This window comes from Leifsonia shinshuensis (assembly GCF_013410375.1).
GTDB classification, from domain to species: Bacteria; Actinomycetota; Actinomycetes; order Actinomycetales; family Microbacteriaceae; genus Leifsonia; species Leifsonia shinshuensis.
Map to the genome: position 1 here is coordinate 3777656 of NZ_JACCFL010000001.1, position 25214 is coordinate 3802869.

Annotated in this window: 21 protein-coding genes; 9 read left to right on the forward strand and 12 right to left on the reverse strand. The window is 74.1% G+C overall.

The features are described from left to right. The first annotated feature begins 264 nt into the window (after nucleotides 1-264). Nucleotides 265-1446 (forward strand): ROK family protein, encoded by a 1182-nt coding sequence (locus tag HNR13_RS18210; protein ID WP_179608034.1) that lies wholly within the window; start codon nucleotides 265-267, stop codon nucleotides 1444-1446. A 46-nt stretch (nucleotides 1447-1492) separates the two neighbouring features. Further along, nucleotides 1493-2416: a Ppx/GppA phosphatase family protein gene (locus tag HNR13_RS18215; protein WP_179608035.1), complete on the forward strand. Its 924-nt coding sequence runs from the start codon at nucleotides 1493-1495 to the stop codon at nucleotides 2414-2416. Between the two features lie 13 nt (nucleotides 2417-2429). Here HNR13_RS18215 and HNR13_RS18220 read toward each other — a convergent pair whose 3' ends face one another. After that, nucleotides 2430-3095, reverse strand: a complete 666-nt coding sequence (locus HNR13_RS18220) for a TetR/AcrR family transcriptional regulator (RefSeq protein WP_179608037.1) — start codon at nucleotides 3093-3095, stop codon at nucleotides 2430-2432. A 128-nt stretch (nucleotides 3096-3223) separates the two neighbouring features. Here HNR13_RS18220 and HNR13_RS18225 point away from each other — a divergent pair, with 128 nt between their 5' ends. Then, nucleotides 3224-3967: a DUF4386 domain-containing protein gene (locus tag HNR13_RS18225; protein WP_179608039.1), complete on the forward strand. Its 744-nt coding sequence runs from the start codon at nucleotides 3224-3226 to the stop codon at nucleotides 3965-3967. Here the strand turns inward: HNR13_RS18225 and HNR13_RS18230 are convergent. The 5 genes from HNR13_RS18230 to HNR13_RS18250 form a co-directional block, all read right to left on the reverse strand. After that, nucleotides 3949-4704: an ABC transporter ATP-binding protein gene (locus HNR13_RS18230; protein WP_179608041.1), complete on the reverse strand. Its 756-nt coding sequence runs from the start codon at nucleotides 4702-4704 to the stop codon at nucleotides 3949-3951. The genes HNR13_RS18225 and HNR13_RS18230 overlap by 19 nt on opposite strands. Next, nucleotides 4701-5696, reverse strand: a complete 996-nt coding sequence (locus HNR13_RS18235; RefSeq protein ID WP_179608042.1) for an ABC transporter ATP-binding protein — start codon at nucleotides 5694-5696, stop codon at nucleotides 4701-4703. The genes HNR13_RS18230 and HNR13_RS18235 overlap by 4 nt, the downstream gene beginning before the upstream one ends. Nucleotides 5697-5701: 5 nt before the next feature. Continuing rightward, on the reverse strand, nucleotides 5702-8461 hold the full coding sequence (locus HNR13_RS18240) for an FtsX-like permease family protein (RefSeq protein ID WP_179608044.1): 2760 nt from the start codon (nucleotides 8459-8461) through the stop codon (nucleotides 5702-5704). Continuing rightward, nucleotides 8461-11499, reverse strand: a complete 3039-nt coding sequence (locus HNR13_RS18245) for an FtsX-like permease family protein (RefSeq protein ID WP_179608045.1) — start codon at nucleotides 11497-11499, stop codon at nucleotides 8461-8463. The genes HNR13_RS18240 and HNR13_RS18245 overlap by 1 nt, the downstream gene beginning before the upstream one ends. A 66-nt stretch (nucleotides 11500-11565) precedes the next feature. After that, entirely contained in the window at nucleotides 11566-12966 is a 1401-nt protein-coding gene (locus HNR13_RS18250) for an LLM class flavin-dependent oxidoreductase (protein ID WP_179608047.1), read from the reverse strand. 138 nt (nucleotides 12967-13104) lie between these two features. On the opposite strand from HNR13_RS18250, the gene HNR13_RS18255 reads away from it, so the two are divergent. After that, on the forward strand, nucleotides 13105-13638 hold the full coding sequence (locus HNR13_RS18255) for a GIY-YIG nuclease family protein (RefSeq protein ID WP_179608048.1): 534 nt from the start codon (nucleotides 13105-13107) through the stop codon (nucleotides 13636-13638). Nucleotides 13639-14037: 399 nt separating this feature from the next. Here the strand turns inward: HNR13_RS18255 and HNR13_RS18260 are convergent, their stop codons facing one another. Next, nucleotides 14038-15714, reverse strand: coding sequence for an MFS transporter (locus HNR13_RS18260; RefSeq protein ID WP_179608050.1), 1677 nt, complete (start codon nucleotides 15712-15714; stop codon nucleotides 14038-14040). Between the two features lie 183 nt (nucleotides 15715-15897). On the opposite strand from HNR13_RS18260, the gene HNR13_RS18265 reads away from it, so the two are divergent. Together HNR13_RS18265 and HNR13_RS18270 are read left to right on the forward strand one after the other, a co-directional pair. Continuing rightward, nucleotides 15898-16494, forward strand: a complete 597-nt coding sequence (locus tag HNR13_RS18265) for a TetR/AcrR family transcriptional regulator (RefSeq protein ID WP_343063611.1) — start codon at nucleotides 15898-15900, stop codon at nucleotides 16492-16494. 82 nt (nucleotides 16495-16576) lie between these two features. Then, complete coding sequence (locus HNR13_RS18270; protein WP_179608051.1) at nucleotides 16577-18304, forward strand: cation:proton antiporter; 1728 nt, start codon at nucleotides 16577-16579, stop codon at nucleotides 18302-18304. Here HNR13_RS18270 and HNR13_RS18275 read toward each other — a convergent pair. Then, nucleotides 18286-19338 (reverse strand): P-loop NTPase family protein, encoded by a 1053-nt coding sequence (locus tag HNR13_RS18275; RefSeq protein ID WP_179608053.1) that lies wholly within the window; start codon nucleotides 19336-19338, stop codon nucleotides 18286-18288. The genes HNR13_RS18270 and HNR13_RS18275 overlap by 19 nt on opposite strands. A gap of 115 nt (nucleotides 19339-19453) precedes the next feature. On the opposite strand from HNR13_RS18275, the gene HNR13_RS18280 reads away from it, so the two are divergent. Both HNR13_RS18280 and HNR13_RS18285 read left to right on the forward strand, forming a co-directional pair. Then, nucleotides 19454-19900, forward strand: coding sequence for a Fur family transcriptional regulator (locus HNR13_RS18280; protein ID WP_179608055.1), 447 nt, complete (start codon nucleotides 19454-19456; stop codon nucleotides 19898-19900). Between the two features lie 13 nt (nucleotides 19901-19913). Then, nucleotides 19914-21407 (forward strand): catalase, encoded by a 1494-nt coding sequence (locus tag HNR13_RS18285; protein ID WP_179608056.1) that lies wholly within the window; start codon nucleotides 19914-19916, stop codon nucleotides 21405-21407. 471 nt (nucleotides 21408-21878) lie between these two features. Here HNR13_RS18285 and HNR13_RS18290 read toward each other — a convergent pair whose 3' ends face one another. Beyond that, nucleotides 21879-22766, reverse strand: a complete 888-nt coding sequence (locus HNR13_RS18290; protein WP_179608058.1) for a Vgb family protein — start codon at nucleotides 22764-22766, stop codon at nucleotides 21879-21881. Further along, nucleotides 22763-23458 carry a PhzF family phenazine biosynthesis protein gene (locus HNR13_RS18295; protein WP_179608059.1) on the reverse strand — a complete coding sequence of 232 codons (696 nt, stop codon included), beginning with the start codon at nucleotides 23456-23458 and terminating at the stop codon, nucleotides 22763-22765. The genes HNR13_RS18290 and HNR13_RS18295 overlap by 4 nt, the downstream gene beginning before the upstream one ends. A 35-nt stretch (nucleotides 23459-23493) precedes the next feature. Between HNR13_RS18295 and HNR13_RS18300 the strand changes: the two genes are divergently transcribed. Further along, nucleotides 23494-23727: a three-helix bundle dimerization domain-containing protein gene (locus tag HNR13_RS18300; protein ID WP_179608061.1), complete on the forward strand. Its 234-nt coding sequence runs from the start codon at nucleotides 23494-23496 to the stop codon at nucleotides 23725-23727. Between the two features lie 21 nt (nucleotides 23728-23748). On the opposite strand, the gene HNR13_RS18305 is transcribed toward HNR13_RS18300, so the two are convergent. Next, complete coding sequence (locus tag HNR13_RS18305; protein ID WP_179608062.1) at nucleotides 23749-24210, reverse strand: phage tail protein; 462 nt, start codon at nucleotides 24208-24210, stop codon at nucleotides 23749-23751. Nucleotides 24211-24280: 70 nt separating this feature from the next. Beyond that, complete coding sequence (locus tag HNR13_RS18310; RefSeq protein WP_179608064.1) at nucleotides 24281-25204, reverse strand: ZIP family metal transporter; 924 nt, start codon at nucleotides 25202-25204, stop codon at nucleotides 24281-24283. Nucleotides 25205-25214 lie beyond the last annotated feature (10 nt).

Consider the following 25214-nt stretch of genomic DNA (forward strand, 5'->3'; position numbering starts at 1 on the left):
ACCTTCGTCATCGAAGACTCCCAACAAGAGATGATCCGGGTCCGCACCGCGGGCCGGAGAGCGCCGCGAGGGGGTGGTCTATAGCAAAACCTATTTCTTTGCCGCTGTCAATAATCTCCCCCCTCTGTGTTGGCTCACGCATGATCGGACCGCCCTACTCCCTTGAAAACACACCGATCAATGGGATTGAGAGTTACATCACGTTGGAAATAAGATGCTCCCAAGCCCGCCGCGATACAGATCAGGTGCACGATGACCGTGAGCATGTCCGAACACACAGCACGCCGACCCGTGCTGGGCACGGCGGCGTCGGCCGAGATATTCACGCGCATCATCACGCACGGCCCCGTCAGCCGGCTCGACATCGGCCGGCTCACCGGGCTGTCCCAGGCGAAGGTGACCAAGACGGTCAGCCCGCTCATCGCGGACGGCTTCGTCACGGTCGGCGAGCACGCCGAGCACGCCTTCCCCGGCCGGCCGGTTCGTCCGCTGAGCGTCGTGCCGCGCTCGATGATCGCCGTCGGGGTCAAGGTCAACGCCGACGAGATCTTCGCCGTCACGGTGAGCCTCGGCAACGAGGTGATCGGCTCCACCCGCCGCCGGCTGACCGGCCACGCTCCGGAGACCACGATCACCGCCATCGTGAAGTCGGTGACCGCGCTCGTCGACCAGCTCGGCGACGACGCGCGCTTCCTCACCGGCGTCGGCGTCTCGGTCTCCGGCGACATCGACACCGCCGACGGCATCGTGCGCGACTCCCCGCTGCTCGGCTGGACGCACGTCCCGCTCGGCAGCCTGCTCTCCGAACGGCTCGGGCTCCCCGTCATCGTCGAGAACGACGTGCGGGCGCTGGCCAAGTCGGAGCAGTGGTTCGGCGTCGGGACGGACGCCGACTCGTTCGCCATCATCACGATCGGCGCGGGCATCGGCTGCGGGATCTACGTGAACGGCGACGTCGTCGTCGGCGCCCACGGCGTGGCCGGCGAGATCGGCCACCTCCCGCTCGGGCCCTCGGATGCGCTCTGCGTCTGCGGACGCAGGGGCTGCGTCGAGGCGGTCGCCTCCTCGCACGCCATCCGCGACGCCGTGTGCCAGGGGCACGACGACCCGACGCTCACCCTGGCCGACGCGATCCGCCTCGCGCACGAGGGCGACCCGAGCGCGGTCGACGCGTTCGAGCGCGCGGGCACCGCGATCGGCGCCGCGGTCGCCACCACGGTGAACCTCTTCGGGCCGGAGGTGGTCGTGATCGCCGGCGAGGGCGTCATGGACTACGACCTCTACGAGCGCCGCTTCCGCGAGGAGTTCCTGGCGCACGTCTTCGGCACGGCGGCGAACTGCCGCCTGATCGTGCGGCGGCACACCTTCGTCGACTGGGCGCGCGGCGCCGCGGTCGCCGCGCTCCGCGAGGCCATCAGCGTCGCGCCGGGCGGCCCGTCCGACTGAGTCCGGCCGGGTCACGGCGGCCGACGGCGACCACTACTGTCGGACTATGCGACTCGGAGTCCTCGATGTGGGATCGAACACCGTCCACCTTCTCGTCGTCGACGCGCACCCGGGCGCCCGGCCGCTCCCCGCGGCCACGCACAAGTCCGTGCTGCGCCTCATGCGCTACATCACCGCGGACGGCGCGATCAGCGCGGAGGGCGAGACGGCGATCCTGGAGGCGATCCGGTCGGCGGTGGAGGTCGGCCGCGCCGAGGGCATCGAGGAGCTGCTGCCGTTCGCGACCTCGGCGATCCGGGAGGCCGCCAACGGTCCCGCGATCCTGGCGCGGATACTCGAGGAGACCGGCGTCGACCTCCAGGTGCTCTCCGGCGAGGACGAGGCGCGGCTGACGTTCCTCGCCGTGCACCGCTGGTCGGGCTGGTCGGCCGGCTCGATCCTGCTGATGGACATCGGCGGCGGCTCGCTGGAGATCGCCGCGGGCGTCGACGAGTACCCGGACACGGCGGTGTCGCTGCCGCTCGGCGCCGGCCGCAGCACCATCGGGTTCCTGCACCAGGACCCGCCCACCGCCGACCAGCTCACGGCGCTCCGCGACCACGCCAGGACGACGCTCGCGGACGCCGTCGGACGCTTCACCGACCGCGGGCCCGCGCACGTGATCGGCACCTCCAAGACCATCCGCTCGCTCGCCCGGCTGGCCGGCTCGACCGCGAGCGGACCGGGCGGGACGGAGCGCAGCCTGCTGCGCCGCTCCGAGCTCTCCGACTGGGTGCCGCGCCTGGCGCAACTGACGGCAGACGCGCGCACGGCGCTGCCGGGGATCACCGCCGACCGCACGTTCCAGATCGTCGCGGGCGGCGTGGTGCTGCGGGAGGCCATGCGCGCCTTCGACGTCCCCGTGCTAGAGGTGTGCCCGTGGGCGCTGCGCGAGGGCATCATCCTCCGCTACCTCGACCACCTCGAGTAGCCATCGCCGCGGGTCAGGGCTCCAGGCGCTCCACGCCGTCGAGGACGAGGTCGAGGCCGGTGGCGAACTCCTCGTCGTAGTCGTAGCCGGCCCGCGCGAGCTCGGCGACGACCTCCAGCAGGTACGGGAAGGCCAGCGCCAGCTCCGGCGGCACCGACTGCTCCTTCTCGGCGGCGACCCGCCCCGACTCCTCCGGGGTGTCGAACGGGAGCGTCTTCTCCTGCAGCGCGAAGCCGTAGACGTAGGCGTCGAGCACGGAGGTGACGTGCACGGTGGCGCGGAACGAGAAGCCGGCCTCGCGCAGGCAGCCCATCATCGCGTTGTGGGCCGCCAGGTTGGCCGGCCCCGGCCGCATGCGCGACTCCATCAGCCCGACGGCCCAGGGGTGCCGCCGCAGGGCGTTCCGCAGCGAGACCGCGCGGGCGCGCAGGGCGGGACGCCACGGGACGCCCGGCGCCCCGATCGCCGGCGGCTCGACCTCCGCCCAGACCAGGTCGACCATCCCGTCGATCAGCTCCTCCTTGTTGGCCACGTGCTTGTAGAGCGCCATCGGGACGACGCCGAGCTCGGCGGCGAGCGCGCGCATGGTCAGCGCGTCGAGCCCGCCGGCGTCGGCGCGCTCGAGCGCGCGGGCGAGCACGGCGTCGCGGGTCAGGCGCGGGCGCGCAGACTCCGGCATGGGCGTCTCCTTGGGTGGCAGGTCGGGCGCAGGGATATTGACAAGGTGTACGCCGTACACCTATCGTTCGGGTGTACACCGTACACCAGCCATCCTAAGCCACCACCCACCCGAAATCCGAGGCACCCATGACCACCCTCACCACGGCCGCCGCGGCCACGGCCTCCGACCGCGTCGACCGCCGTCGCTCGCTCACCGCCGGCGTGCTCTTCCTCGTCACCTTCGTCTCTGCCATCGCCGGCGTGCTGCTCTACGCGCCGGTGCTGGACGACGCGCACTACGTGCTCGGCGCCGGGGAGGACACCCGCGTGCTGCTCGGCGTCCTCTGCGAGGCGGTGCTCATCGCCGCCAACCTCGGCACCGCGCTCGCGCTGTTCCCCGTCCTCCGTCGTCGCGCCGAGGGCCTCGCGCTCGGCTACGTCGTCGCGCGGGTCATGGAGTGCGTCTTCATCGCGGTGGGGATGCTCTGCGTGCTCACCGTGGTCAGCCTCCGCCAGCACGCGGCCGCGATCGGGGACGCCGACGCCCTCGTCGCGTCGGCGCAGACGCTGGTCGCGCTGCGGAACTGGACCTTCCTGCTCGGCCCCGGCTTCGTCGCCGGGCTCGGCAACGGCGTCCTGCTCGGCTGGCTGCTGCTGCGCTCCGGCCTCGTGCCGCGTCCGATGGCGCTCGTCGGCATGGCCGGCGGCGCGCTCGTGGCGCTGTCCGGCGTCGGCGTGCTGTTCGGGCTGTGGAGCCAGGGCTCGCCGGTCTCCGCCGTCGCGACGCTGCCGGAGATCGTCTGGGAGGCGTTCCTCGGGGTGTACTTCGCTTTCGTGGGGTTCCGGGCGCACCGCCGCGGCGCCGCGCGGCCTCAGCCCTCGGCGGAGTGACGGCCGCGGCGGCGGGCGGCGTGCCCGAGCCGGCCGTCGTGCAGCTCCAGCACGCGGTCGGCGCGGGCCATCAGCAGCGGGTCGTGCGTCGTCACCACCGCGGCCACCCCGCCGCCGTGGACGAGGTCGACCAGCAGGTCCATGATCTGCCGGCCGGTGACGCTGTCCAGCTGGCCGGTCGGCTCGTCCGCGAACAGGAGCGGCGGGTCCGCGGCGAGCGCGCGGGCGATCCCGACGCGCTGCTGCTGGCCTCCGGAGAGCTCGGTCGGCCGCTGGCGGGCGTGCGCGGCGAGGCCGACCCGGTCGAGGAGCTCCGCGACCCTGGCGTCCCGTTCCATGGGCTCCGTTCCGAGCAGCCGCAGCGGGAGCTCCACGTTCTCGGCGGCCGACAGCACGGGGATCAGCCCGAAGGACTGGAACACGAACCCCACGTCGCGCTGGCGGAGCCGCACGAGGGCGGCCTCGTCGGCGGTGGCGACCTCCACGCCGTTGACGACGACGGTGCCGGAAGTCGGCCGGTCGAGGCCGCTCAGCACGTTGAGCAGCGTGGTCTTGCCCGAGCCGGATCGGCCCTTGATGACGACGAGCTCGCCGGCGTGCACCTCCAGCGACGCCTCGGCCAGCGCCACCACGGGGCCCGCCGCGGTGTCGAACACGCGGCTCACGCCGTCGGCGACCAGCAGCGGCCCTTCCGGCACGGCCTCGGCACGGTCGGTCACGGTGTCGACGCTCGTCATCGGGCGGCCTCCTGGTCCTGCTGCGACGGGTCCTGCTGGTAGGTGTCCGGCTGCGACTGCTCCGCGTGGCCGGCCGGCTGGGCGTGCGGCCACACCCCGACGTGGTCGGCCTCCAGCGCCAGCCGGACTCGCTCGCGCATCCCGAGCGTCGTCAGGTACTCCTGCGGGAGCTGCAGGCGGCCGACCCGGTCGAGCACCGCGTACTCCTCCGCCACGGTGTGCTCGTCGCCCTCCGCGGTGACGCCCGTGCGGCGCAGCACCTCGGTGGAGGTGCGGCCGTCGCGGATCCGGACCGTGCGGGCGACGTGCTCGGAGACGGTCGGGTCGTGCGTGACGATCAGCGTCGTCACCCCGAGCTCGCGGTTGACGCCGCGCATCGCCTCCAGCACCTCCGCGCTGGTCGCCTCGTCCAGCTCGCCGGTCGGCTCGTCGGCCAGGAGGACGCGCGGCTCGTTGGCGAGACCCACGGCGATCGCGACGCGCTGCTGCTCGCCGCCGGACAGCTCGGACGGGCGGCGGTCCGCGCAGTGGGCGACCTCCAGCAGGTCGAGCAGCTCGGCGGAGCGGCGCTCCCGGTCCGGCGTCTTCGCCAGCGACATCGCGAGCGCGAGGTTCTCGCGGGCGGTGAGGTAGCCGAGCAGGTTGCGGGAGGTCTGCTGCCAGACGAACCCGACCGTGCGCCGGCGGTAGTCCACCCGCTCCCGCGACGACAGGGCGAGGAGGTCGCGGCCGGCGACCGACACCTGCCCGGCGGTCGGCTTGTCCAGGCCGGAGAGGATGCCGAGCAGCGTCGACTTGCCCGAGCCGGACGCTCCGACGATGGCGACGAGCTCGCCGCTGTCGACGCTGAGGGTGAGGCCCTGGAGCGCCTGCACCTCCACGCCGTCGGCGGTGAAGATGCGCACGAGGTCGGCGCAGCGGATCGCGGCGTCGGCTCGGGTCGCGGCGTCGGCTCCGGTCGCGGCGGCGCCGAGCACGGTGGGTGTGGTCATCCCGGTCATTGTCCTCCTGTCGTCGGAAGGTCGCCCGCGGCGCGCAGCACGGCGGCGGGCGAGGAGCGGCGCGCGCCGGCCAGCGCGACGAGCGTGGCCAGGGCGGCGACCGCCGCGAACCCGGCCAGGGCCGCGGCGCTCAGCCAGGGGTCCCGCACGATCGCCGGCTGCACCGGGCTGCCGGTGAAGCCGCGGAGGTCGAGCGGGCCGAGAACTACGCCCGGCAGCAGCAGGCCGACGACGGTCCCCGCGATCAGCCCGACCACCAGCACCGGCCCGAGCTCCCAGGCCAGCACGCCGGCCGTCTGGCGCGCGCTGAAGCCGACCGTGCGCAGGGTGGCGACCAGCCGGATCCGGGAGGCGGTGTTCATCACCAGCGTGAGCAGCAGAGCGGCCACGCAGAGCAGCGCCGTGAGCGCGATCGAGAGCAGCGCGACCGCCTCGGTGCCCGCCACGAGCGGCGACGCGTGCAGGGCCGCCCGCTCGGCCACGGCGTCGCCGACGAGGGCGCCCTTCCCGCCGATGCGCGCGAGCGCGGAGTGCACCGCCGCGGCGTCGGCGCCGGGCGCGAGGGCGACCAGGACGGTCTGCGGGGCGCCGGCGACCTCGCTCGACCGCGGCAGCGTCGAGCGGTCGATGATCGCCCAGCGGGCGTCGCGCACGTACACGCCCGGCGCGAAGTCCAGCTCGGTGACGGCCAGGTGCACGTTGCTGCCCTGCCCGACGATCAGGGCGCTGGTGACCGGGATGCGGCTCTCCCAGCCGCCGAGCACCGCGCCGGTGCGGCCGGGGAGGCCGCCGGTGAGCAGGGTCGAGAGGCGCGCGGACGCGGGCAGGTCGCGCTGGACGCCATCCAGCTGCTTCGGATCGACGAGGTAGCCCGAGACGACCTCCGTGGTTCCGCCGGCGCTGATCGCGACGCCGCCCGCCCAGTCCACGGTCGCGGTGGCCGCCACGCCGGGGATCCGCTTCACCGCGGCGAGCTGACCGGTGTCGAGGGTGGAGGCCGCGGTCAGCGACAGGTCGGAGCCGACGCGCGCCCGGGCGCCCTGGTCCAGGCCGTCGCGGGCGGTCGCGAGCACGCTCACCGAGAACAGGGCGATGCTCGCACCGGCAACCAGGGCGAACACGGGCCAGAGGACGGCGCCGCGCCCGCGTCTTCCGGTGGCGCCGAGCGAGCCGGCCGCGCCGAGGAAGGCGACGGCGCCCCTCCCCCGCCGGAGCGCCCCGGTGAGCCAGCCGAGCGGCACGACGGTCACCCGCAGCACGACGACGCACGCCGCCAGCGCGACCAGGACCGGGGTCAGCGCGGCCAGCGGGTCGACCTCCAGCCCACTGGCGGGCGCCGAGAGGCCGCGTCGCGCGAGCAGCACGACGCTGAGCACCGCCAGGCCCAGGACGACGACCTCGGCGACCCACGCCCAGCGCGAGCGCGCGGGCGGTGCGACCGGCCGCGGTGTCAGCGACCCCGCCGCGAGCACGAGCGCGAGCGGAGGGGCCAGGGCGCAGAGGGCCGCAAGGCCGACCGGCAGCAGCACGGGCACCGCCCCCGGGGTCACCGCGAGCGCGATCACGAGCCCGACGGCCGCGGCGGGCACGGACGCGAGCGCGCCGTCGAGGGCGAGACTCCCGCGCAGCCGCCACGGCGAGGCCCCGCGCGCGGCCATCAGCGCGAGAGCCTCCCGGCGGCGGGACACGACGAGCCGAGCGCCGAGCGCCAGCACCGTCAGCGCGACCACGAGCGGGCCCGCGGCGAGGATCGCGAACAGCGTGTTCGCGGGCTGCGCGCGGGATTGGAACGCGTCCAGCGGCGTGGGCAGGCTGGTGCCGAAGGTCAGCGGCACCGGCACCTCGCCGACGCGCGCGACCGGCGGGAGGGCGAGGAAGCTGCCGAGCGCACCGCGGACGGCGGGCAGGTCCTCCACCCGGAACGCGCTCGGCGCGACGGGGAACCACAGCGAGGCGACCGTCCCCCCGAACGCCGGGGCGACGACGGGCCAGGAGCCCGGGTCCGGCCAGGCGACCGCGCCGTACTCCTTGCCGGCGTCTCCGGCGTCGACGAAGTGGCCGTGCGCGCGCACCGCGTCCAGGTTCCAGAAGTCGCTCGCGGCGTCCTTCGGCTCGACGAGGCCGGTCAGCTTCAGCTCCAGGCGCGGATCCGAGGCGATCGGCCGGGTGGCGCCGAGCGGCCAGCCGAGCAGCTTCGCCGCCTCCGGGGTCAGCACGACCTCCACGACGCTGCCTCCGGCGGGCGGCGGCGCGAGCGGCGCCGTGACCGGGGCCGGCCAGCTCCCGCTCAGCAGCCGCGCCTGATCGCGCAGGCCCAGGTACGCCTCCACCCCGACCGCGTAGCGGCTGTTGGAGGCGGCGCCGGCAGGCGGAGCGATCGGGACGTCGTAGCTGCGCGCCGCGCTGTCGCCGGGGCCCGCGACCGCGCGCAGCGGCGGACGCATCCCCTGCCGCACCGACCGCCCGATGGCGGGGAGGTCGCGCCACACGTCGACCGCGTCGAGGACGGGACCGGCGGTGAAGCTCCCGGTGCGGATCGTCGTGGTCACGTCGCGGCCGCCGGCGCCGGCCTGCGTGAGCTCGTGCCGCAGCTCGCTCGTGAGCAGCATGCTGGACACCCGCGGCCACGCCGACAGCGCGGTGGCGGCCAACACCGTCACCAGGGCGAGCAGGACCAGGCCGCCGCGGAAGGCGCGGAGCGAGCGCAGGGCGAGGCCGGCGTCGGACAGCCGCGAGCCGTGCGTCGCGCGGGCCATCAGCGGGTCTCCTCGCGGTAGGCGGTGTCCGCGGCCTGGCGGCGCACGGCCACGCCGTAGCCCCAGACGGCCACGGCGAGAGCGGCGGCCAGCGCGACGGCGCCGACGGCCATCCCGAGCGGGTCCACCCTGCCCTGCACCGACAGCGTCGCCGGGGCGGTCACGACCGACAGCCGGGCCAGGGTGTTCCCGACGAGCAGCACCACGACGATCCCGCCGAGGAGGCCGAAGACGCCGGCTGCGCAGGCGACGCCGATCACCTCCAGCCGCCGCGCCCAGGCCTGCTGCCGGCCGGACAGCCCGACCGCGCGCAGCACGACCACCTCGCCGCGGCGGCGGCGCAGCGCGGCCGTGATCGCCGCGGCCACGGCGGCGACCGCGAGCAGCGCGCAGCCGGCCGCGCCGAGCCAGGTGCTGGCGACCGCGCCGCCGAGGAACCGGGCGACGAACGCGCCGGACGCCGTCGTGACCGTCGCCTCCGAGCCGGCGTCCGCGCGCGTGGCGGCGGCGACCGCCGCCGGGTCGTCCGTCGCCAGCCAGACCGAGGAGGCGCGCGGCACCGAGGCGGAGGTCCGGAGCAGCACGGCCGTCAGCGCGGGGAGGTCCGCGAGCACGGCTCGCTCGGCCGTCGTCCCCGGCAGCGCAGGGACGATCGTCGCGACGGTGCCCTGCACGTCGCCGAGCGGGCTGCGCACCTCGATGCGCTGCCCGAGCTGGAGGGAGTCGTCCTGCGCCAGCGCGGTCGTGACCGCGAGCGGGAGGGCGGCGTCGCCCGGCGGGACGAAGCGCATGCCGCTGTCGCCGGTGAGCGAGGCGGCCCGGGCGGTGAGGGCGCCGGATCCTCCGGATGCGCCGGTCGCGGCGCCGTCCGGCTGGAACGGGCTCCCCGCCCCGAACGCCGACGGCGCCTGCACCCAGCGCGCGGTCGCCGCCGTCAGACCGGTGAGCGTCACGGTCACGTCGTCGGCGCCGGCCACGGACTCGGCCGTGACATCCACCGCGACCAGCCGGGAGGCGCCCGCCGGGACGGCGAACGCGACCGAGCCGTCCGCCGCGGGGACCGCGCCGACGGGCACGACCTCCCCGGTGGCGGTCGCCAGCCACGCGGTCGCGCCGACGACGGTCACGGAGCCCCCAGCCGCGCGCACCGCGACCGTCGCGCGCAGGTCGCCCGCTGCGAGGCTCGCGCCTTCGACGGGCTTCGGCGGCGTGATCCCGCGGGACAGCGCCTCGGTGTCGAGCAGGTACCCGCCGACCGGGAGGAGCGCGGGGAGCGTCGACGCATTCGCCGCGACCACGGCGACGTCGGTGTCCGCGACCGTCCCGTCGTCGACCACGGCCGGAGAGGCGGCGGTGACGCCGGGCAGGCGGCCGAGCCGGTCGGCGCCGGACACGTCGGAGGGCCCGTGCGGGCTCCCGCCGATCCCGAGGTCCACCCGGACGGGCGCGCCGTTCACCAGCAGGGCGGAGTCGCGGAGGAAGCCGCCGAAGGTGCCGGCGTACCCGGCCGCGAAGGTCAGCGAGCCGACCGCGAGCACGATCAGCGCCACCGGTCCCGCGAACAGCGCGACCCCGCGCCCCACCTGGCGCGCAGGCAGGACGCCCGCGACCCCGCGCCCCGCGCCGGCGATCCGCTCGACCGCGGCGGAGGCCGGCCCGAACAGCAGGAGGCCGATCAGGGCGATCGCGCACAGGACGGCGGCGGGGGCGACCACCCCGGTCGGGTCGATCGTGTCGGCGCCGCCTCCGACGGTCGGGCCGAAGGCCACGAACCGCCACAGGGTCACCGCCGCGGCGATGACGGCGAGCACGGTGAGACCCGCGGACACCGCGGTGCGGCCCCGGCCCGCCTCCACCGCCCCGGGAGACTCGGAGGCCGCGCGGGCGGAGAACACGACGGTCAGCGTCGCGGCGGCGATCGCGACCGCGATGGTCAGCACGGGCGGCAGCAGCAGGTCGAGCGCCACGGACGGCGGCCCGGTCGTCACGAGCAGAACGAGTTGCGCGGCGATCGTACCGATCGCGGTCGCGACCAGGGCGACCAGCCCGGACTCGATCGCGGTCGCCCCGGCGAGCGCAGGGATGGTGACGCCGCGCGAGCGCAGCAGCCGGGTCTCCACCCGCCGGGCGCCGGCGAGGAGCTGAGCGAGCAGGACGAGCGCGATCGCCGAGCACGCGGCGAGGACGGCGAGCGGCACCGGGATGACGGCGTGCAGCGCCACGACCGACCGCTGCATCGCGGCGACGGTCGCGACGGCGTCGCCGCTCGTGGAGAACGGGCTGCTGCCCGCGGCCGAGTCGCCGCTGAGCTCCGCCGCCGCCCCGGCGAGCGCGTTGTGCAGCCGCGGGAGGTCGGCGGCGACGGTGCGGGGGGCGTCCGGCGTCACGACCCACCGGCCGACGACGCCGTCGCTCGCGGCCGTCGCGGCCGCCGCGGGCAGCGCGATGCGGCCGTCCCCGGAGGTCAGGCCGAACCAGGCGGGCGCCGACGGGTCCGCGGGGCGCCACACCCCGGTGACCACGACGGTGACCGGCGCTGCGGGACCGTCCAGCACCAGGCGGTCGCCGACGCCCACCGAGTGCGAGCGCGCGAAGGCCGCGTCCACCGCCGCCTCCTGGACACCGCCCGCGGCTCCCGCGCTGGGCCAGCGGCCCTGCGTCAGCGAAACGCGCTGCCGGAGGTCGTCGCCGGAGACCAGGAGCAGCGCGCTGCGCCCTCCGTGGACGGGGACCGACGGCGCCGAGAACGTGGCGGCGACGGCGACCGGCAGACCCGCGAACCGGGCGCCGAGCGTGCGGCGGACCTCCGTGTCCTGCGCCGCGAGGTCGGGCAGCGCGCTCGATTCGAGCGCGAGCGATGTCACCGCGGCAGGCTCCGCGGCGAGCGTCGCGTGGACAGCGGCGGTCGGCGAGCGGAACGCCAGCCCGGTCATCACGCTCGCCAGCGCGGCGACGACCACGACGACGAGTCCCGTGGCGATCAGGGTGCCGGCGTGCGCGCGGGAGCGCTGCAGCCAGAACGCCCCCCTCGCACGCATTGCTCCAACCTAGCGCTCGCACGCGCACAACCCGTGCGTTTCCGCGGCTTTCGACGGGAGATCCCGTCAGGGCGTCGCCGGGACCGCCCCTTCGCGCAGGTTCGCCCCGCCGCGGTACCGCGTCGCGGGGTGCCGCTGCGGGAGCCTGCTGTGCCCGTCCCCGAACAGCCGCTCGCGCAGCGTCCCCGAGCGCTCGCCCTCCTGCGGCAGCCGGCCGCGCCTGCGCAACTCGGGGATGACCAGGTCGGCGAAGTCGCGCGCCGTGTCGAAGGAGTAATACTGACGCAGGTTGATGCCGTCCAGCCCGTCCTCGTCCAGCCAGCGCTCGATCTCGTCGGCCACCGTCTTCGGGTCGCCGACCACCAGGAACCGGTCGTCGCGGCCGTACTTGATGAAGTCGAGCGCCTGGCCGACGGTCGTGTCCAACGGCAGGAACGGCACCCGCTCGGCCGGGAACTCGGCCCGCGCCAGCGCCTCCCGCACGGTGAGGTCGCGCGGGAACGCCGTGAGGTCGACGGGAAGGCTGCTGTGGGCGAGGATGCCGTCCAGGCTGGCGTGCCGCCGGTACAGCCGCCACTTGTCCTCCGCCTCCTCGGTCGTGCGGCCGACGATGACGCCGGCCATCGCGATGAACCTCACGTCGTCGCGCCGCCTGCCGTGGCGCTCGGCGGCGTCGCGCATCCCGTCGGCGTTGCGGCGGAACTCCTCGCTGGTGCGCCCGCCCGTGAAGACCACCTCGGCGTGCCGGCCGGCGAACTCGATGCCCGCCGGCGACCCGGTCGCCTGGAACAGCACGGGCGTCCGTTGCGGCGACGGGTGCACGATGTGCGGCCCGGCGACGCGGTGGCGCTCCCCGACGTGGTCGATGTAGCGCACCTTCGACGGGTCGGTGAAGACGCGCGCCTCCCGGTCGGCGATGACCGCGTCGTCGTCCCAGGAGCCCTCCCACAACTTGTAGAGCACATCCAGGTACTCCTCGGCGCGGCGGTAGCGCTCGTCGTGCGGAACCTCGTCGTCCAGCCCGAAGTTGCGGGCGGCGTTCGGGAGGTAGGAGGTGACGATGTTCCACCCGATCCGCCCCTTGGTCAGGTGGTCCAGGGTCGACATCCGGCGGGCGAACGCGAACGGCGGCTCGTAGGTGGTCGAGAACGTCACCCCGAAACCGAGCCGGTCCGTGACGGCCGCCATCGCCGGGACGAGCAGCAGCGGGTCGAGGTTCGGGCTCTGCAGGCCCTCCCGCAGGGCCGTCTCCGGGCCGCCCCGGAAGACGTCGTAGGTGCCGACCACGTCGGCAAGGAAGATCCCGTCGAAACCGCCGTGCTCCAGCAGCCGGGCGAGCTCCAGCCAGTAGTCGAGGTCGGCGAACCGCTCACGATTGTTGCCGGGCAGCGGCCAGAGTCCGTGCGTGATGTGGCTCACGCACGCCATCTCGAACAGGTTGACGAAGAGCTGCTTGGGTTCGGTCATGCGTCGCCTTCCGGGTTCTGCTGCTGCTGCTCGCGACCTGTCCCTGGCGAACTCCTGGATCGCGGCGATCAGGTCATGAGTGTACGTCTGCGGCGGCGCTCGAAGCCGGGTGTCGGCAGCGCGCGGTACCGTCGCCGCGTGACCGAGCCATGCGCGCTGTGCGGGGCGCCCGCACACCCCGGGGCGCCATTAGCGCTGTGCCTTCCGCACCTGCTGGAGGCGCACGAGTGGGTGGAGGGTGAGTTCGGCCAGACCGACCTGCTGCCGTCGCCGTGCGCGTTCTGCGGCTCGCGGCTGGGCGTCCGGTACCCGTCCGGCTGGCTCTGCGCCGTCTGCGAATGGCGGGTCGGCGAGCCGCCTCCGGACAGTGCGCGCGCCTCCCGGGTGGACGTCGTCTACTACCTCCGCTACCGCGACCGCATCAAGATCGGCACCACCGCCAACCCCGCGCAGCGGTTCGCGAGCCTCCCGCACGACGAGGTGCTCGCCTTCGAGCGCGGCGACCGCACTATCGAGCAACGCCGGCACGCCCAGTTCGCGGCGCTGCGCATCCCCGGCACCGAATGGTTCGAGACCGATGACGTCCTTTCGGCGCACGTCGCCGCACTGCGGACCGGGGACCCCTGGCTGCTCCTCGCCCGCTGGCGCAGCGAGGCCGCGGCCCGCGCCTGACGCGTGGCCAACGGAGGAGATCGGCCCGTGTTCTCGGCTGGTCTCCTCCGTTGGCTGCGTTTCCGGGGTCGGCGGGCCCCGATGTCCTCCGTTGGCAACACCGGCGTTGCCAACGGAGGAAACCGCCCACGACACGCCGGCCCGGGCAGCCAACGGAGGAGAACGATCGGGCGGGACTGCAGAAGTCCTCCGTTCTCGACCCCGGCGGCGCGGGACGGGGACAGCTCGGCCAGGCCGCAGGCCGCCGCGGCGGAGTCCGTCGGAACGGAGATCCGCGCCGGCGCGGCCCGATTCTCCGGCGTTGGTGACCGGGGATGCAGAAACTCCGGAGACCCGCGCCGATTCGGTGCGGGTCCCCGGAGTCACGGTCGGATTCGGGGGTCCAGGCGGGAGGTGGCGCTAGGCCGCCGAGACGGCGGGCTCGGTGGGGCGATCGGCCTCCACCTTCTCGATGAGGCGCGCCATCTCTGCCGCCTCCGCCGCCGCGGTCGGGAGCGGAGCCGCCACCGCAGAGCGGAGCGCCGCCGGCGCCGACGCGGAGGCTTCCCCATCCGGCCGGGCCAGGCCGGCCAGCTCGCCCGCCGCCGGGGAGGCCTCCGCCTCCGGCCGGGCCAGGCCCGCCAGCTCGGCCGCCTCCAGCCGGGCCAGCCCGGCCACCGCGGCGAGCTCGGCCGCCACGCCATCCTGCGCCACCCGCCCCGCCCGCGCCCGCAGCACCAGCGCCGCCACCACCGTCACCACCGCCGCGCCGAAGGCGAGCACGCCCGCCGTGGCGAAGCCTTCGGTGTAGCCGGACTCCGCGGGGAGGCCGCCGGCACCGAGCGTTCCGGTGACGAGGGCGGTCATCACGGCCGCCCCGATCGCCGACCCGACGGTGCGGAGGTTGGCGTTCATCCCGCTCGCGATGCCGGTCTGCGTGGCCGGCACGCTCTGGACGACCACACTCGTGATCGCCGCGTAGATCAGGCCGAGGCCGATGCCGAAGACGCCGGACGCCGTCGCGACCGCGGCGAGCGAACCGTGCAGGAAGGCCAGCGACAGGCTCGACCCCGCCATGACGACAGCCGCGATCACGATCTGGGTGCGGAAGCCGAGCCAGCGCTCCAGCGGCCCGCTGACGAAGCCGGTCACCGCCATCGTCACGAGCATCGGCAGCATCAGCAGCCCCGACTCCGCGACGCTCGCACCGAGCCCGTAGCCGGTGGAGACGGGCGTCTGCACGAAGCGCGGGAAGAAGGCGAACACAGCGAACATGGCCGCGCCGATGAAGACCGCCGCGGCGTTCATCGACCAGACGCCGGGCTCGCGCATCAGCCGCATGTCGACCAGCGGGTGCCGCGAGCGCAGCTCCACGACCACCCACGCGGCGAGCAGCAGAGCGGCGAGCGCGAACAGCCCGATCACCTGCGGCGACGACCAGCCCCACTGGGCGCCCGTGCTGAGCGGGAGGAGGAGGGCGATCAGCCAGCCGGAGAGCAGCACGGCAGACCACGGGTTCACCCCTCCGGTCGCCCGGGTGGGCGACTCGGGGACGATCACGAGCGCGAGGACCGCCGCGGTCACGGTCAGCGCGACCGGGACCAGGAAGAGGCCGCGCCAGCTGAGGGCGGAGGCGAGCGGGCCGGCGAGCACAGTGCCGAGGCCGCTGCCGACGGCGATGATCGAGGCGATCGCGCCGATGGCGGACGGCAGGCGGTGCGCGGGGAACTCGTCCCGGATGATGCCGAACGCGAGCGGGAACATCGCCCCGCCGAGGCCCTGGACGACGCGGCCCGCGATGAGGACGCCGATGGAGGGCGCGACGGCGGCGATCACGCTGCCGAGCGCGACGGCCAGCAGCGCGAGGACGAAGACCCGGCGCTTGCCGACGAGGTCGCCCACGCGCCCGAGCAGGGGCGTTGCGACGGCGGCGGCGATCAGCCAGGCGGTCATGGTCCAGGTGACGCCGGCGGTGGTGGTGTGCAGGTCCTGCTGGATGACCGGCAGGACGGGGACGACGAGCGACTGGAGGGTCGCGAAGGAGGCCACGCTCAACGCCAGGACGGCGAAGGTGGCGGATGGACGGGATCGAGACATGTACGGTCTTCCGTTTCTCGAAGGGAGGCCGAGGTGTGGTCGGCCGGGTGAATCTCTGCGGGAGAGGAGTTACAATTGGAGGGAGGCTCCGTTCGGAGGGTGCCTCCGGTTACATTGGATACGATACCGGAGGGTGCCTCCGCTTCGCAACCCTCAGTTTCGCCAACCCGGAAGGACCGAGCCGTGACCGGCACAGAGGTAGCCGACACCCACGTCGCCGACACCGCCACCGCGCGCCCCCTGATCGCCCGCCCCCAGCGCGCGGACGCCCGGCGCAACTTCGACGCCCTGCTCGCCGCCGCGCGCGACGCGTTCGCGCAGGACGGCGCCGGCGCCTCCCTCGAGGACATCGCCCGCCGCGCGGGCGTCGGCATCGGCACCCTCTACCGCAACTTCCCCACCCGCGACGCCCTGGTCGAGGCCGTCTACGTCGAAGAGGTGGAGGCCGTCGTCCGCGCCGCCGACGACGCCGCCGCCCTCGAGCCGTGGGAGGCCGTCCAGGCCTGGCTGCGCCGCTTCCTCCTCTACGTCGGCACCAAGAAGGCCCTGCTGGAGGGGCTCAACAAGGACTCCCCCGTCCTGCTCAGCTGCCGCACCTCCCTCTACGACGCGGGCGAGCCGCTGGTCCGCCGCGCGCAGGAAGCGGGTGAGCTGCGCACCGACGCCACCATCGGCGACGTGATCCGCATGGTCTCCGGCATCGCCGGCGTCGCCTTCGACGACGACGAGCAGCGCGACCGCGTCGTCGCGATGGCGATCGACGGCCTCCGGGCCCGCTGAACAGCGCCCACGCGCCCCTCCCCACGGCCCCCGCGTCTGAGAGTGTTCTCAGACGTGTGAAATCTTCCGTAGGCTGGAAGGCATGGAGCTCGGTGTCTATGCGGTGATCGCCGTCGCGGTGATCGTCGGCGTAGCCGCCTTCGCCCGCAAGCTCGGCGTCGCCGCGCCCATCATCCTCGTGATCGTCGGCGTCACCCTGTCGGTGCTGCCCGGGGTGCCGGACATCGAGGTGCCGCCGGAGATCATCCTGGACGGGCTGCTCCCGCCCATCCTCTACGCGGCGGCGATCAGCGTCCCGCTCACCGACTTCCGCCGCAACCTCGCGCCGATCGCGGGGCTCTCGGTCTTCCTCGTGGTGGTCACGGCGTTCGCGTCGGGATTCGTGCTCTACACGATGCTGCCCGACCTCAACCTGGCCGCGGCCATCGCGCTCGGCGCGATCATCAGCCCGCCCGACGCGGTCGCGGCGACCTCCATCGGCCGCAAGCTCGGTCTCCCGCCGCGGCTGCTGACCGTGCTGGAGGGCGAGGGCCTGGTCAACGACGCCACCGCGCTGGTGCTGCTGCGCACGGCCCTCGCGGCCGCGGTCGGCACCCTGGCCACGCCGCTCGCGGGCGTGCTCGACTTCTTCTCGGCCGTGATCATCGCCCTCGTGATCGGCCTGGTGGTCGGCTTCGTCACCGTGTGGGTGCGCTCCAAGCTGAGCGACCCGGTGCTCGACACCGCGCTGTCGGTCGTCGTGCCGTTCGCCGCGTTCGCCCCGACGGAGGCGCTGCACGGCTCGGGCGTCCTCGCCGTCGTCGTGACCGGCCTCTACACCGGGCACGCGTCGCCGCGGCAGTTCAGCGCGCAGGCGCGGATCAGCGACCAGATCAACTGGCGCACCATCCAGTTCCTGCTCGAGAACGGCGTCTTCCTGCTGATCGGGCTGGAACTGCGCACCCTCATCGCGGACGTCGAGCACCCGGAGATCCTCAGCGTCTGGGACGCGGTCGGCATCGGGCTGATCGCGATGGCCTCCCTGGTCGTGATCCGCTACATCCTGATCGGGCCGCTCATCCTCGCGCTCCGACGACGCGGCGAACGCGCCGAGAAGCAAGTGCTGCGGGAGTGGTTGATGATCAGCTACTTCCGCGACCATCCGGTGCGCTACCGCTGGCAGGCGCAGCGCAAGCAGCGCGCCGAGCAGCGCTACGAGCGGCACCGCAGCGACCTGGAGGAGTTCCGCCAGGAGGCCATCGACTGGAAGGGCGGGGTCGTCCTCGGCTGGTCGGGGATGCGCGGCGTCGTCACGCTGGCGGCCGCGCAGTCGCTGCCCGGGGACATCCCGTACCGCCCGCAGCTCATCCTGATCGCGTTCACGGTCGCGTTCGTCAGCCTGGTCGTGCAGGGCGGCACCCTCCCCTGGCTGATCCGGGCCCTCGGGCTGCAGGGCATCGACGTGAAGGACGACAGGAGGCTGCTCGCGCAGCTCCTCGACGACCTCAGCGAGGCCGGCCTCGCGGTGCTGGACGACCCGGAGGCCGCCTCGGGCGCGACCTCCCCGGTCGATCCGGAGGTCGTGGAACGCGTGCGCCAGACCACCTACCTCCGCGCCGAGGCGGCCTGGGAGCGCATCGTCCTCCACGACACCCCGCCGGAGGGGCGGCCGCACCACGTCTACCGCACGCTGCGGCTGGCGGTCGTGGACGCCGAGCGCGACCGGCTGCACGTGGAGCGGGCGCGCGGCGCCTACCCGTCGCGCATCCTGAGCGAGGCGCAGTCCATGCTCGACATCGAGGAGACCCGGCTTCAGTCCCGCGCCCGGTGACGCCCGGACCGCGGCGGCCGCACGAGCCCCGCGTCGGCCAACTCGCCGAGGACCGCGCGCACGGCGGCCTCCCCGCCGCCGTCCGGAGCCGGCCCGAACTCCCGCTCGGCCGCGGCGACCAGCCGGGGCAGCGGCTGCGGGACGACGAGGAGGCCCCAGAGCAGCGCCGAGAGCGGGGTCAGCACGGTGATCCGGCCCGCGGCGAGGACGGCTGCGCCGGAGTCGAGGGCGACTGCGTCGTCGGCCTCCACCCGGCTGTACAGCGGAGCGCCCGCCGTGGCGCCGAGCAGCGCGCGCACCGGACCGAGGAGGTCGGCCGCCTCCCGGTACCGGATCACGTGGACGCCCCCGCACCGCCGGACGAGGGCGTCGAGGGCCGACAGCGGCCGCGGGAGCGCGTCGAAGTAGTTGACCTGCCCGACCAAGTCGGCGACGACCTCCCCCAGCCCGACCGGCTCGACCTCCGGGACGGTCACCGCGTCGGTGCGATCGAGGAGGGCGACGCACGACAGCCGGAGGCGCGGCCCCGCTCGCAGCAGCCCGAGCTCGTCCGGCCCCTGGACGCGCTTGCCCCCGCCGGGGAGCTTGAACGCCAGCGGCTGCGGGAAGGGGAGCACGTCGCCGCCCGGCGTGACCGCCACGGTTTCATCCGACACATACCCCAGCGCCGTCCCGAGCGTCGCCGCGGCGGTCGACTTGCCTGCCCCGGACGGGCCGACGAGCGCGATCACGTCGCCCGTGGCCGGATCGGCCAGCCCCGCGGCGTGGAGCACCAGCAGCTCCCCGCGGGTCGCCTCGATCGCCCGCAGGTTGATCGCACGGCGGAGGGCGACGGCCACCTCGTCGAGGTCGCGGCCCGTGACCTCCGCGCCGATCCCCGGGCTGCCGGCGACCGTCAGCGCGCTCGTGGCCTCTCCGGCGGTCGACAGCCGGCGCCACTGGTCCTCCAGCCGGCCGGCGTCGGAGTCCGGCATCCCCTCGACCGTCACCCGCACCCGCTCGCCGAGGGCGTCCACCAGGAATTCGCGCGCCATCCGATCCACTCCCCGGGTTGAAACTTCTCATGCAAGATTACGGGGCCGGAAAGCGCCACTCCCGGGATGCACGTTGTTTTGAGTTGTTCAAAACAGAACCGGTAGCGTGGCCGGCATGGACACCGCACAGCTCGAAGGCGTGCTCCGCGCGTCGGGGCTGCGGGTGACGCAGGGACGGCTCGCCGTGCTCCGCGCGCTCGACGCGCACCCCCACGTGGACGCCGAGTCGGTGTACCGCGCGGTGTTACCCGCACTGCCCGGCACCTCGATCCAGAACGTCCACAACGTGCTCGGCGACCTCACCGCCGCCGGTCTGCTGCGGCGGATCGAGCCGGCGCACTCTCCCGCGCTCTACGAGCGGCGCGTCGGCGACAACCACCACCACGTGGTCTGCACCGCGTGCGGCGCGGTCGCGGACGTGGAGTGCGTCGTCGGCCACGCACCCTGCCTGCATCCCTCGGGGGCGGCCGGGTTCGTGGTGGACGTGGCGGAGGTCACCTTCTGGGGGCTGTGCCCGTCCTGTCAGGAACGTGCGGCGAAAGCCCCGTCGCGCGCCGGATGAGGTTAGGAGAACCATGACGGAGAACCACACGACCACCCAGACCGGAAGCCCGGTCGGCAGCGACGCGCACTCGCTGACGTCCGGACGGGACGGGGCGACCGCGCTCCACGACCGGTATCTCGTCGAGAAGCTCGCGCAGTTCAACCGCGAGCGCATCCCGGAGCGGATCGTGCACGCGAAGGGCGGCGGGGCGTTCGGCGAGTTCGTCGTCACCGGCGACGTGACCGCGTACACGAAGGCCGCGGTCTTCCAGCCCGGCACCACCACCCGCACCGTGCAGCGGTTCTCGTCGGTCGCCGGCGAGCAGGGCTCCCCCGACACCTGGCGCGACGTCCGCGGCTTCTCGGTGAAGTTCTACACGACCGAGGGCAACTACGACATCGTCGGCAACAACACTCCGGTGTTCTTCATCCGCGACGGCATCAAGTTCCCCGACTTCATCCACTCGCAGAAGCGCCTCCCCGGCTCCGGCCTGCGCGACGCCGACATGCAGTGGGACTTCTGGACGCTCTCCCCGGAGTCGGCGCACCAGGTGACCTACCTGATGGGCGACCGCGGCCTGCCGCGCTCCTGGCGGACCATGCCCGGCTACGGCTCGCACACCTACCAGTGGATCAACGCGGCCGGCGAGCGGTTCTGGGTGAAGTACCACTTCCACGCGCTGCAGGGCAACGAGGAGATGCACGGCGCGGAGGCGGAGCGGATCGCGGGTGAGGACGCGGACTACTACCGCCGCGACCTCTACGAGGCGATCGAGCGCGGCGACTTCCCGGCGTGGAAGGTGAGCGTGCAGGTGATGCCGTACGAGGACGCCAAGACCTACCGGTTCAACCCGTTCGACCTGACCAAGGTGTGGCCGCACAGCGACTACCCGCTGATCGAGGTCGGCGTCCACACCCTCAACGAGAACCCGGAGAACTTCTTCGCGCAGATCGAGCAGGCGGCGTTCTCCCCGGCCAACACCGTCCCGGGCATCGACATCAGCCCGGACAAGATGCTGATGGCGCGCGTGTTCTCCTACCCGGACGCCCAGCGCTACCGCGTCGGCACCAACTACAACGAGCTGCCGGTGAACGCGCCGGTCGCCCCGGTGCACAACTACTCGCAGGACGGCGCGGCCCGCCACGGCTTCAAGCCGGCGTCCGCGCCGGTGTACGCGCCGAACTCGTTCGGCGGCCCGTCGGCGAATGCCGCAGCAGCCGGAGAGGGATCGTGGGAGTCGGACGGCGCGCTCGTGCGCGCGGCGGCGACGCTGCACGCGGAGGACGACGACTTCGGCCAGGCGGGGACGCTCTACCGCGAGGTCTACGACGACGCGGCGAAGGAGCGGTTCCTGGACACGATCGCGGGCGCGGTCGGCGGGGTGACCCGCGAGGACATCCGCGAGCGCGCGATCCAGTACTGGACGAACGTGGATTCGGCGCTCGGTGCAGCGCTGCGTGCGCGGCTGGAGTCCGGGGTCGCCGACCCGGACGAGGCGGCCGAGTTCGTGGGCGTCGGGGAGTAACCCTCTCCCTCCGCGAACAGAACTGACGCGAACGGAGGAGTCCGTGGCCTGACCGGCCGCGGTCTCCTCCGTTCGCTGCGTTTCCGGGGGTTGCGGTGATGGATGTCCTCCGCTGGCTGCAGCGTCGGTAGCGGAGGAGATCGGGTGCCGGCTGGGGCCGGCTTCCTCCGTTGGCTGCGTTGCGGGGGGTGTCGGAGCTAGAACTCCTCCGCTGGCTGCAGCGTCGGGAGCGGAGGAGATCGGGTGCCGGCTGGGCCCGAAACGCAGTCAGCGGAGGAGGTTGGGGCCGGGGGAGGGTGGATGTCCTCCGTTGGCTGCGGGCCGGGGCCGGGCCGGTCCGCGGGTGGGGGCTGGCGGGGGCCGGGCCGGGCCGGTCCGCGGGTGGGGGCTGGCGGGGGCCCGGGCGGGTGGGGCTGGCGGGGGCCCGGACGGGCGGTCTTCCTGGGGTCGGGCTGGGACGGACTCGGGCGGTCAGGGGTGGAGGCGGGCGAGGGCGCCCGACTCCAGGGCGGCCCAGACCGTGCCGTCGGGGGCGACGGCGATGCCGTGCGGCTCGGAGCCCGGGGGCAGCGCGACGCGGGCGGTCTCGCCGGCGGCGGTGACGTGCGCCAGGGCGTCCGCGCCCCAGAGCGAGGCCCAGACCCCGCCGGTCGCATCGGGCGCGACCGCGTGCGGCTTGGCGCCGGCGCCGAGCGGATGCAGCGCGAGCGCGCCGTCCGTGCCCACCCGGGCCAGGGCGTCGCCGCCGATCAGGGCGGCCCAGATCGCGCCGTCCTCGGCAACGGTGATGCCGACGGGGCCGGAGCCGGCGGGCAGTTCGGTGACCGCGACCGCGGCGTCGCCGCCGCGCACGTGCCCGAGGGCGTCGACGGCGTTCATCGTGAACCAGAGCGAGTCGCCGGAGGCCGCGATCATCGACGCCATCACGCCCTCGCGGCCGACGGGGAACTCGTCGACCTCACCGAGGACCCCGACGCGGCCGAGCGCGTCAGCGGCGAGCTCGGTGAACCAGGTCGTGCCGTCGTAGAGCGCGACGACGCCGAACGGTTGGGCGCCCGCCGTGGGCGCCATGGCCTCGGCTAGGAGCCGCGGGCCCGGTCCCAGCAGCAGGCGGCCTCCCGTCGTGTCGCTCACCCACACGTCTGTGCCGTTCGCCGCGGCGACCACCGACGGCTGTGCGCCCGCGCCCAGGTCGAGCCGGGTCAGCACGCCGGACGGATCGAGCCGGCCGACGGCCGCTCCGTGCACGAGCGTGAACCATACGGCGCCGTCGCCGGTCACCGCGATTCCGTACGGCCCCTCCCCCGGCGCGCCGACCGGGATCAGCTCGACCGAGCCGTGCCGAGTATCCCCGCTCACAGGGTGGCGTCGATGGTGCGGTCGTACACCACGGTCCCGCCGACGCGGACGAGGCCGCCGTCGAGGGGCTGCGTCGTGATCTCCGAGCCCTCGCCCTGCAGGATGTGCAGCGCCCGGCCGAGCTTCGCGGTGAGCGCGACGGCGGCGGCGCCGGTCGCCTCGTCCTCGACGATGCCCATGGCCGGGGCGAACATCCGGGCGCGCAGCCGGCCCTCCGCCTCGTCGATCCAGGCGTACGCGTAGTGCTGTCCCTCGGTGAACGCGAAGGCGTCGAGCGCCTCGACCTCCGCCGGGGTGCCCAGCGCGTGCCAGGTGAAGTCGGGGGTCCACGCGGCGCGGGCGTCGATCGTCGCCGAATCCCGGTCGAGGTCGACGGACACCGCCACATCGCCCGCCTTCTCGACGAGGGCGCCGACCGGGGTGCGCTCGTGGGCGAGCCACCAGGCCGTCCCCACGCTCGGGTGGCCGGCGAACGGGAGCTCGGCCGCCGGCGTGAAGATCCGGATGGCCGCGAGGCCCGCCGTCGTGTCCAACGAGTCGACGAACACCGTCTCGCTGAAGCCCAGCGCGGCCGCGATCTCCTGCTCGCGCCCCGCCGTCGCCGGCGCGCTGGTCACGATGCCCAGCTCGTTGCCGTTCGTGCCGCGCTCGTCGGTGAAGACGCGGACGACCACTACCTCGATTTCATCCATAGCCTCCACCCTGGCATGCGAGAGATAATCGCGCCATGAGTGACGAGGCCCCCACCCCCGCCGCCCCCACCGACGAAGAGGTCGCCATCGACCACGCCGTCGACCGGCTCGCGGAGCGCTTCCCCCAGGTCCCCCGGGACCGCATCGTCGACTTGGTGCACCAGCGGCACATCGACTACACCGGCGCGCCCGTGCGCGACTTCATCCCCGTGCTCATCGAGCACGACGTCAAACGGGAGCTGGCCGCGGAAGTGACCCCGCTGGCCTGAGCGCAGGCGGCGCAGGGCTCGTCAGTACGTGCCCTTGATGACGAAGTAGGAGCCGCGGATCGTCCCCGCGAGCTTCGACTTCTGCCGCGCGAACTTGAACGCCGACAGCTCCTCCGGCACCTCCATGCCGTCGGACAGCTTGAAGCCGACCGCGCGCTTGCCCGCGTCGTCGATGGTGTACATGACGTTGATCGACAGGCCGGACTCGTAGAAGACGTAGGCCATCCGGATGCCGTCCACCTCGAACGAGGTGACCTCGAGGGCGGGCGACGCGATCACGATGCCGCGCTCGTCGGCGAGGATGCGGCTGACCCAGTCGAGCGCCTCCTGCTCCTCGTCGGCCGGCGCGGTCGCGAAGTCGTGGTCGTACTTGTTCTTGAAGTAGCGGGCCTCGTTGGCGCGCAGCCCGGCGAGGGCGGGCGCGACGGGGCTGGACTCCAGTCCCTCCGTCGAGACGTCCGTGAAATCGACCACCTGGCGCATGCGGGCCTCCTCGTTCGCTCCGGGAACGAGCCTACTGAATCCGCCCGGCTACCGAATGACCCGCCCGGGTTCAGGCCCCGCCGGCGGTCACGATGGCGTCGGTGGCGAAGCCGGCGACGATCCCGGCGAAGATGCACCACGCGACGAGGGTCTTCATGCCGGTGCGGCGGGCGACGGCGAACAGCTCGATGACGACGTAGAGGATGGAGCCGGCGGCCAGGCCGAGGAACGCGATCGAGACGATCGAGCTGCTGAACGACTGGCCGATGATGGTGCCGAGGAAGGTGGGGCCGCCGCCGATCAGGCCGAGCAGCGCGAGGTAGCCCCAGGACGGGCGGGTGCCGCTCAGCGGGGCGACGATCCCGAAGCCCTCGGTGGCGTTGTGGAGGCCGAAGCCGACGATGAGCAGGACGGCGAAGGCGAGCTCGCCCTGCGCAGCTGCGGTGCCGATCGCCAGGCCCTCGGCGAAGTTGTGGAGGCCGATGCCGATCGCGATGGTGAGCGCCAGGCGGCGCGCGCCCGCGCGGGACTCCACCTCGGTGGCGGCGACGATGGCGACGCCGGTGGCGGTGCCGACGGCGCCCGTGCCGGAGCCGTGGTGCCCGTGCGGCTGGGAGCCGGCGCCGGGGTGCGAGCCGGCGGGCGATCCGTCGGGACCGGCCTGCGGCCGGATCGGCGACGCGAGCGCCAGCGCGCGCCGCTTCATGTACCGGTCGACGTAGGTGAGGCTGAGCAGCCCGACGCCGATGCACGCGGCCATCAGCAGGCCCTGGCCGAGCGCCGGGCCGAGCTGGTGCGACGAGAGCGCCTTGTCCACGGGCTCCCACGCCTGCGAGAGCACATCCCACAGCAGGAAGATCAGGATGCCGGTCGCGAGCGCGTTCAGCGCGGCCTTCAGGCCGACGGCGTTCGAGCGCAGCCGGCCGATCGGGAGGCCGAGGAAGATGGTCAGACCAGCGACGGCGCCGAGAGCGGCGACACCCATGGGGGACATGAAGATCCTT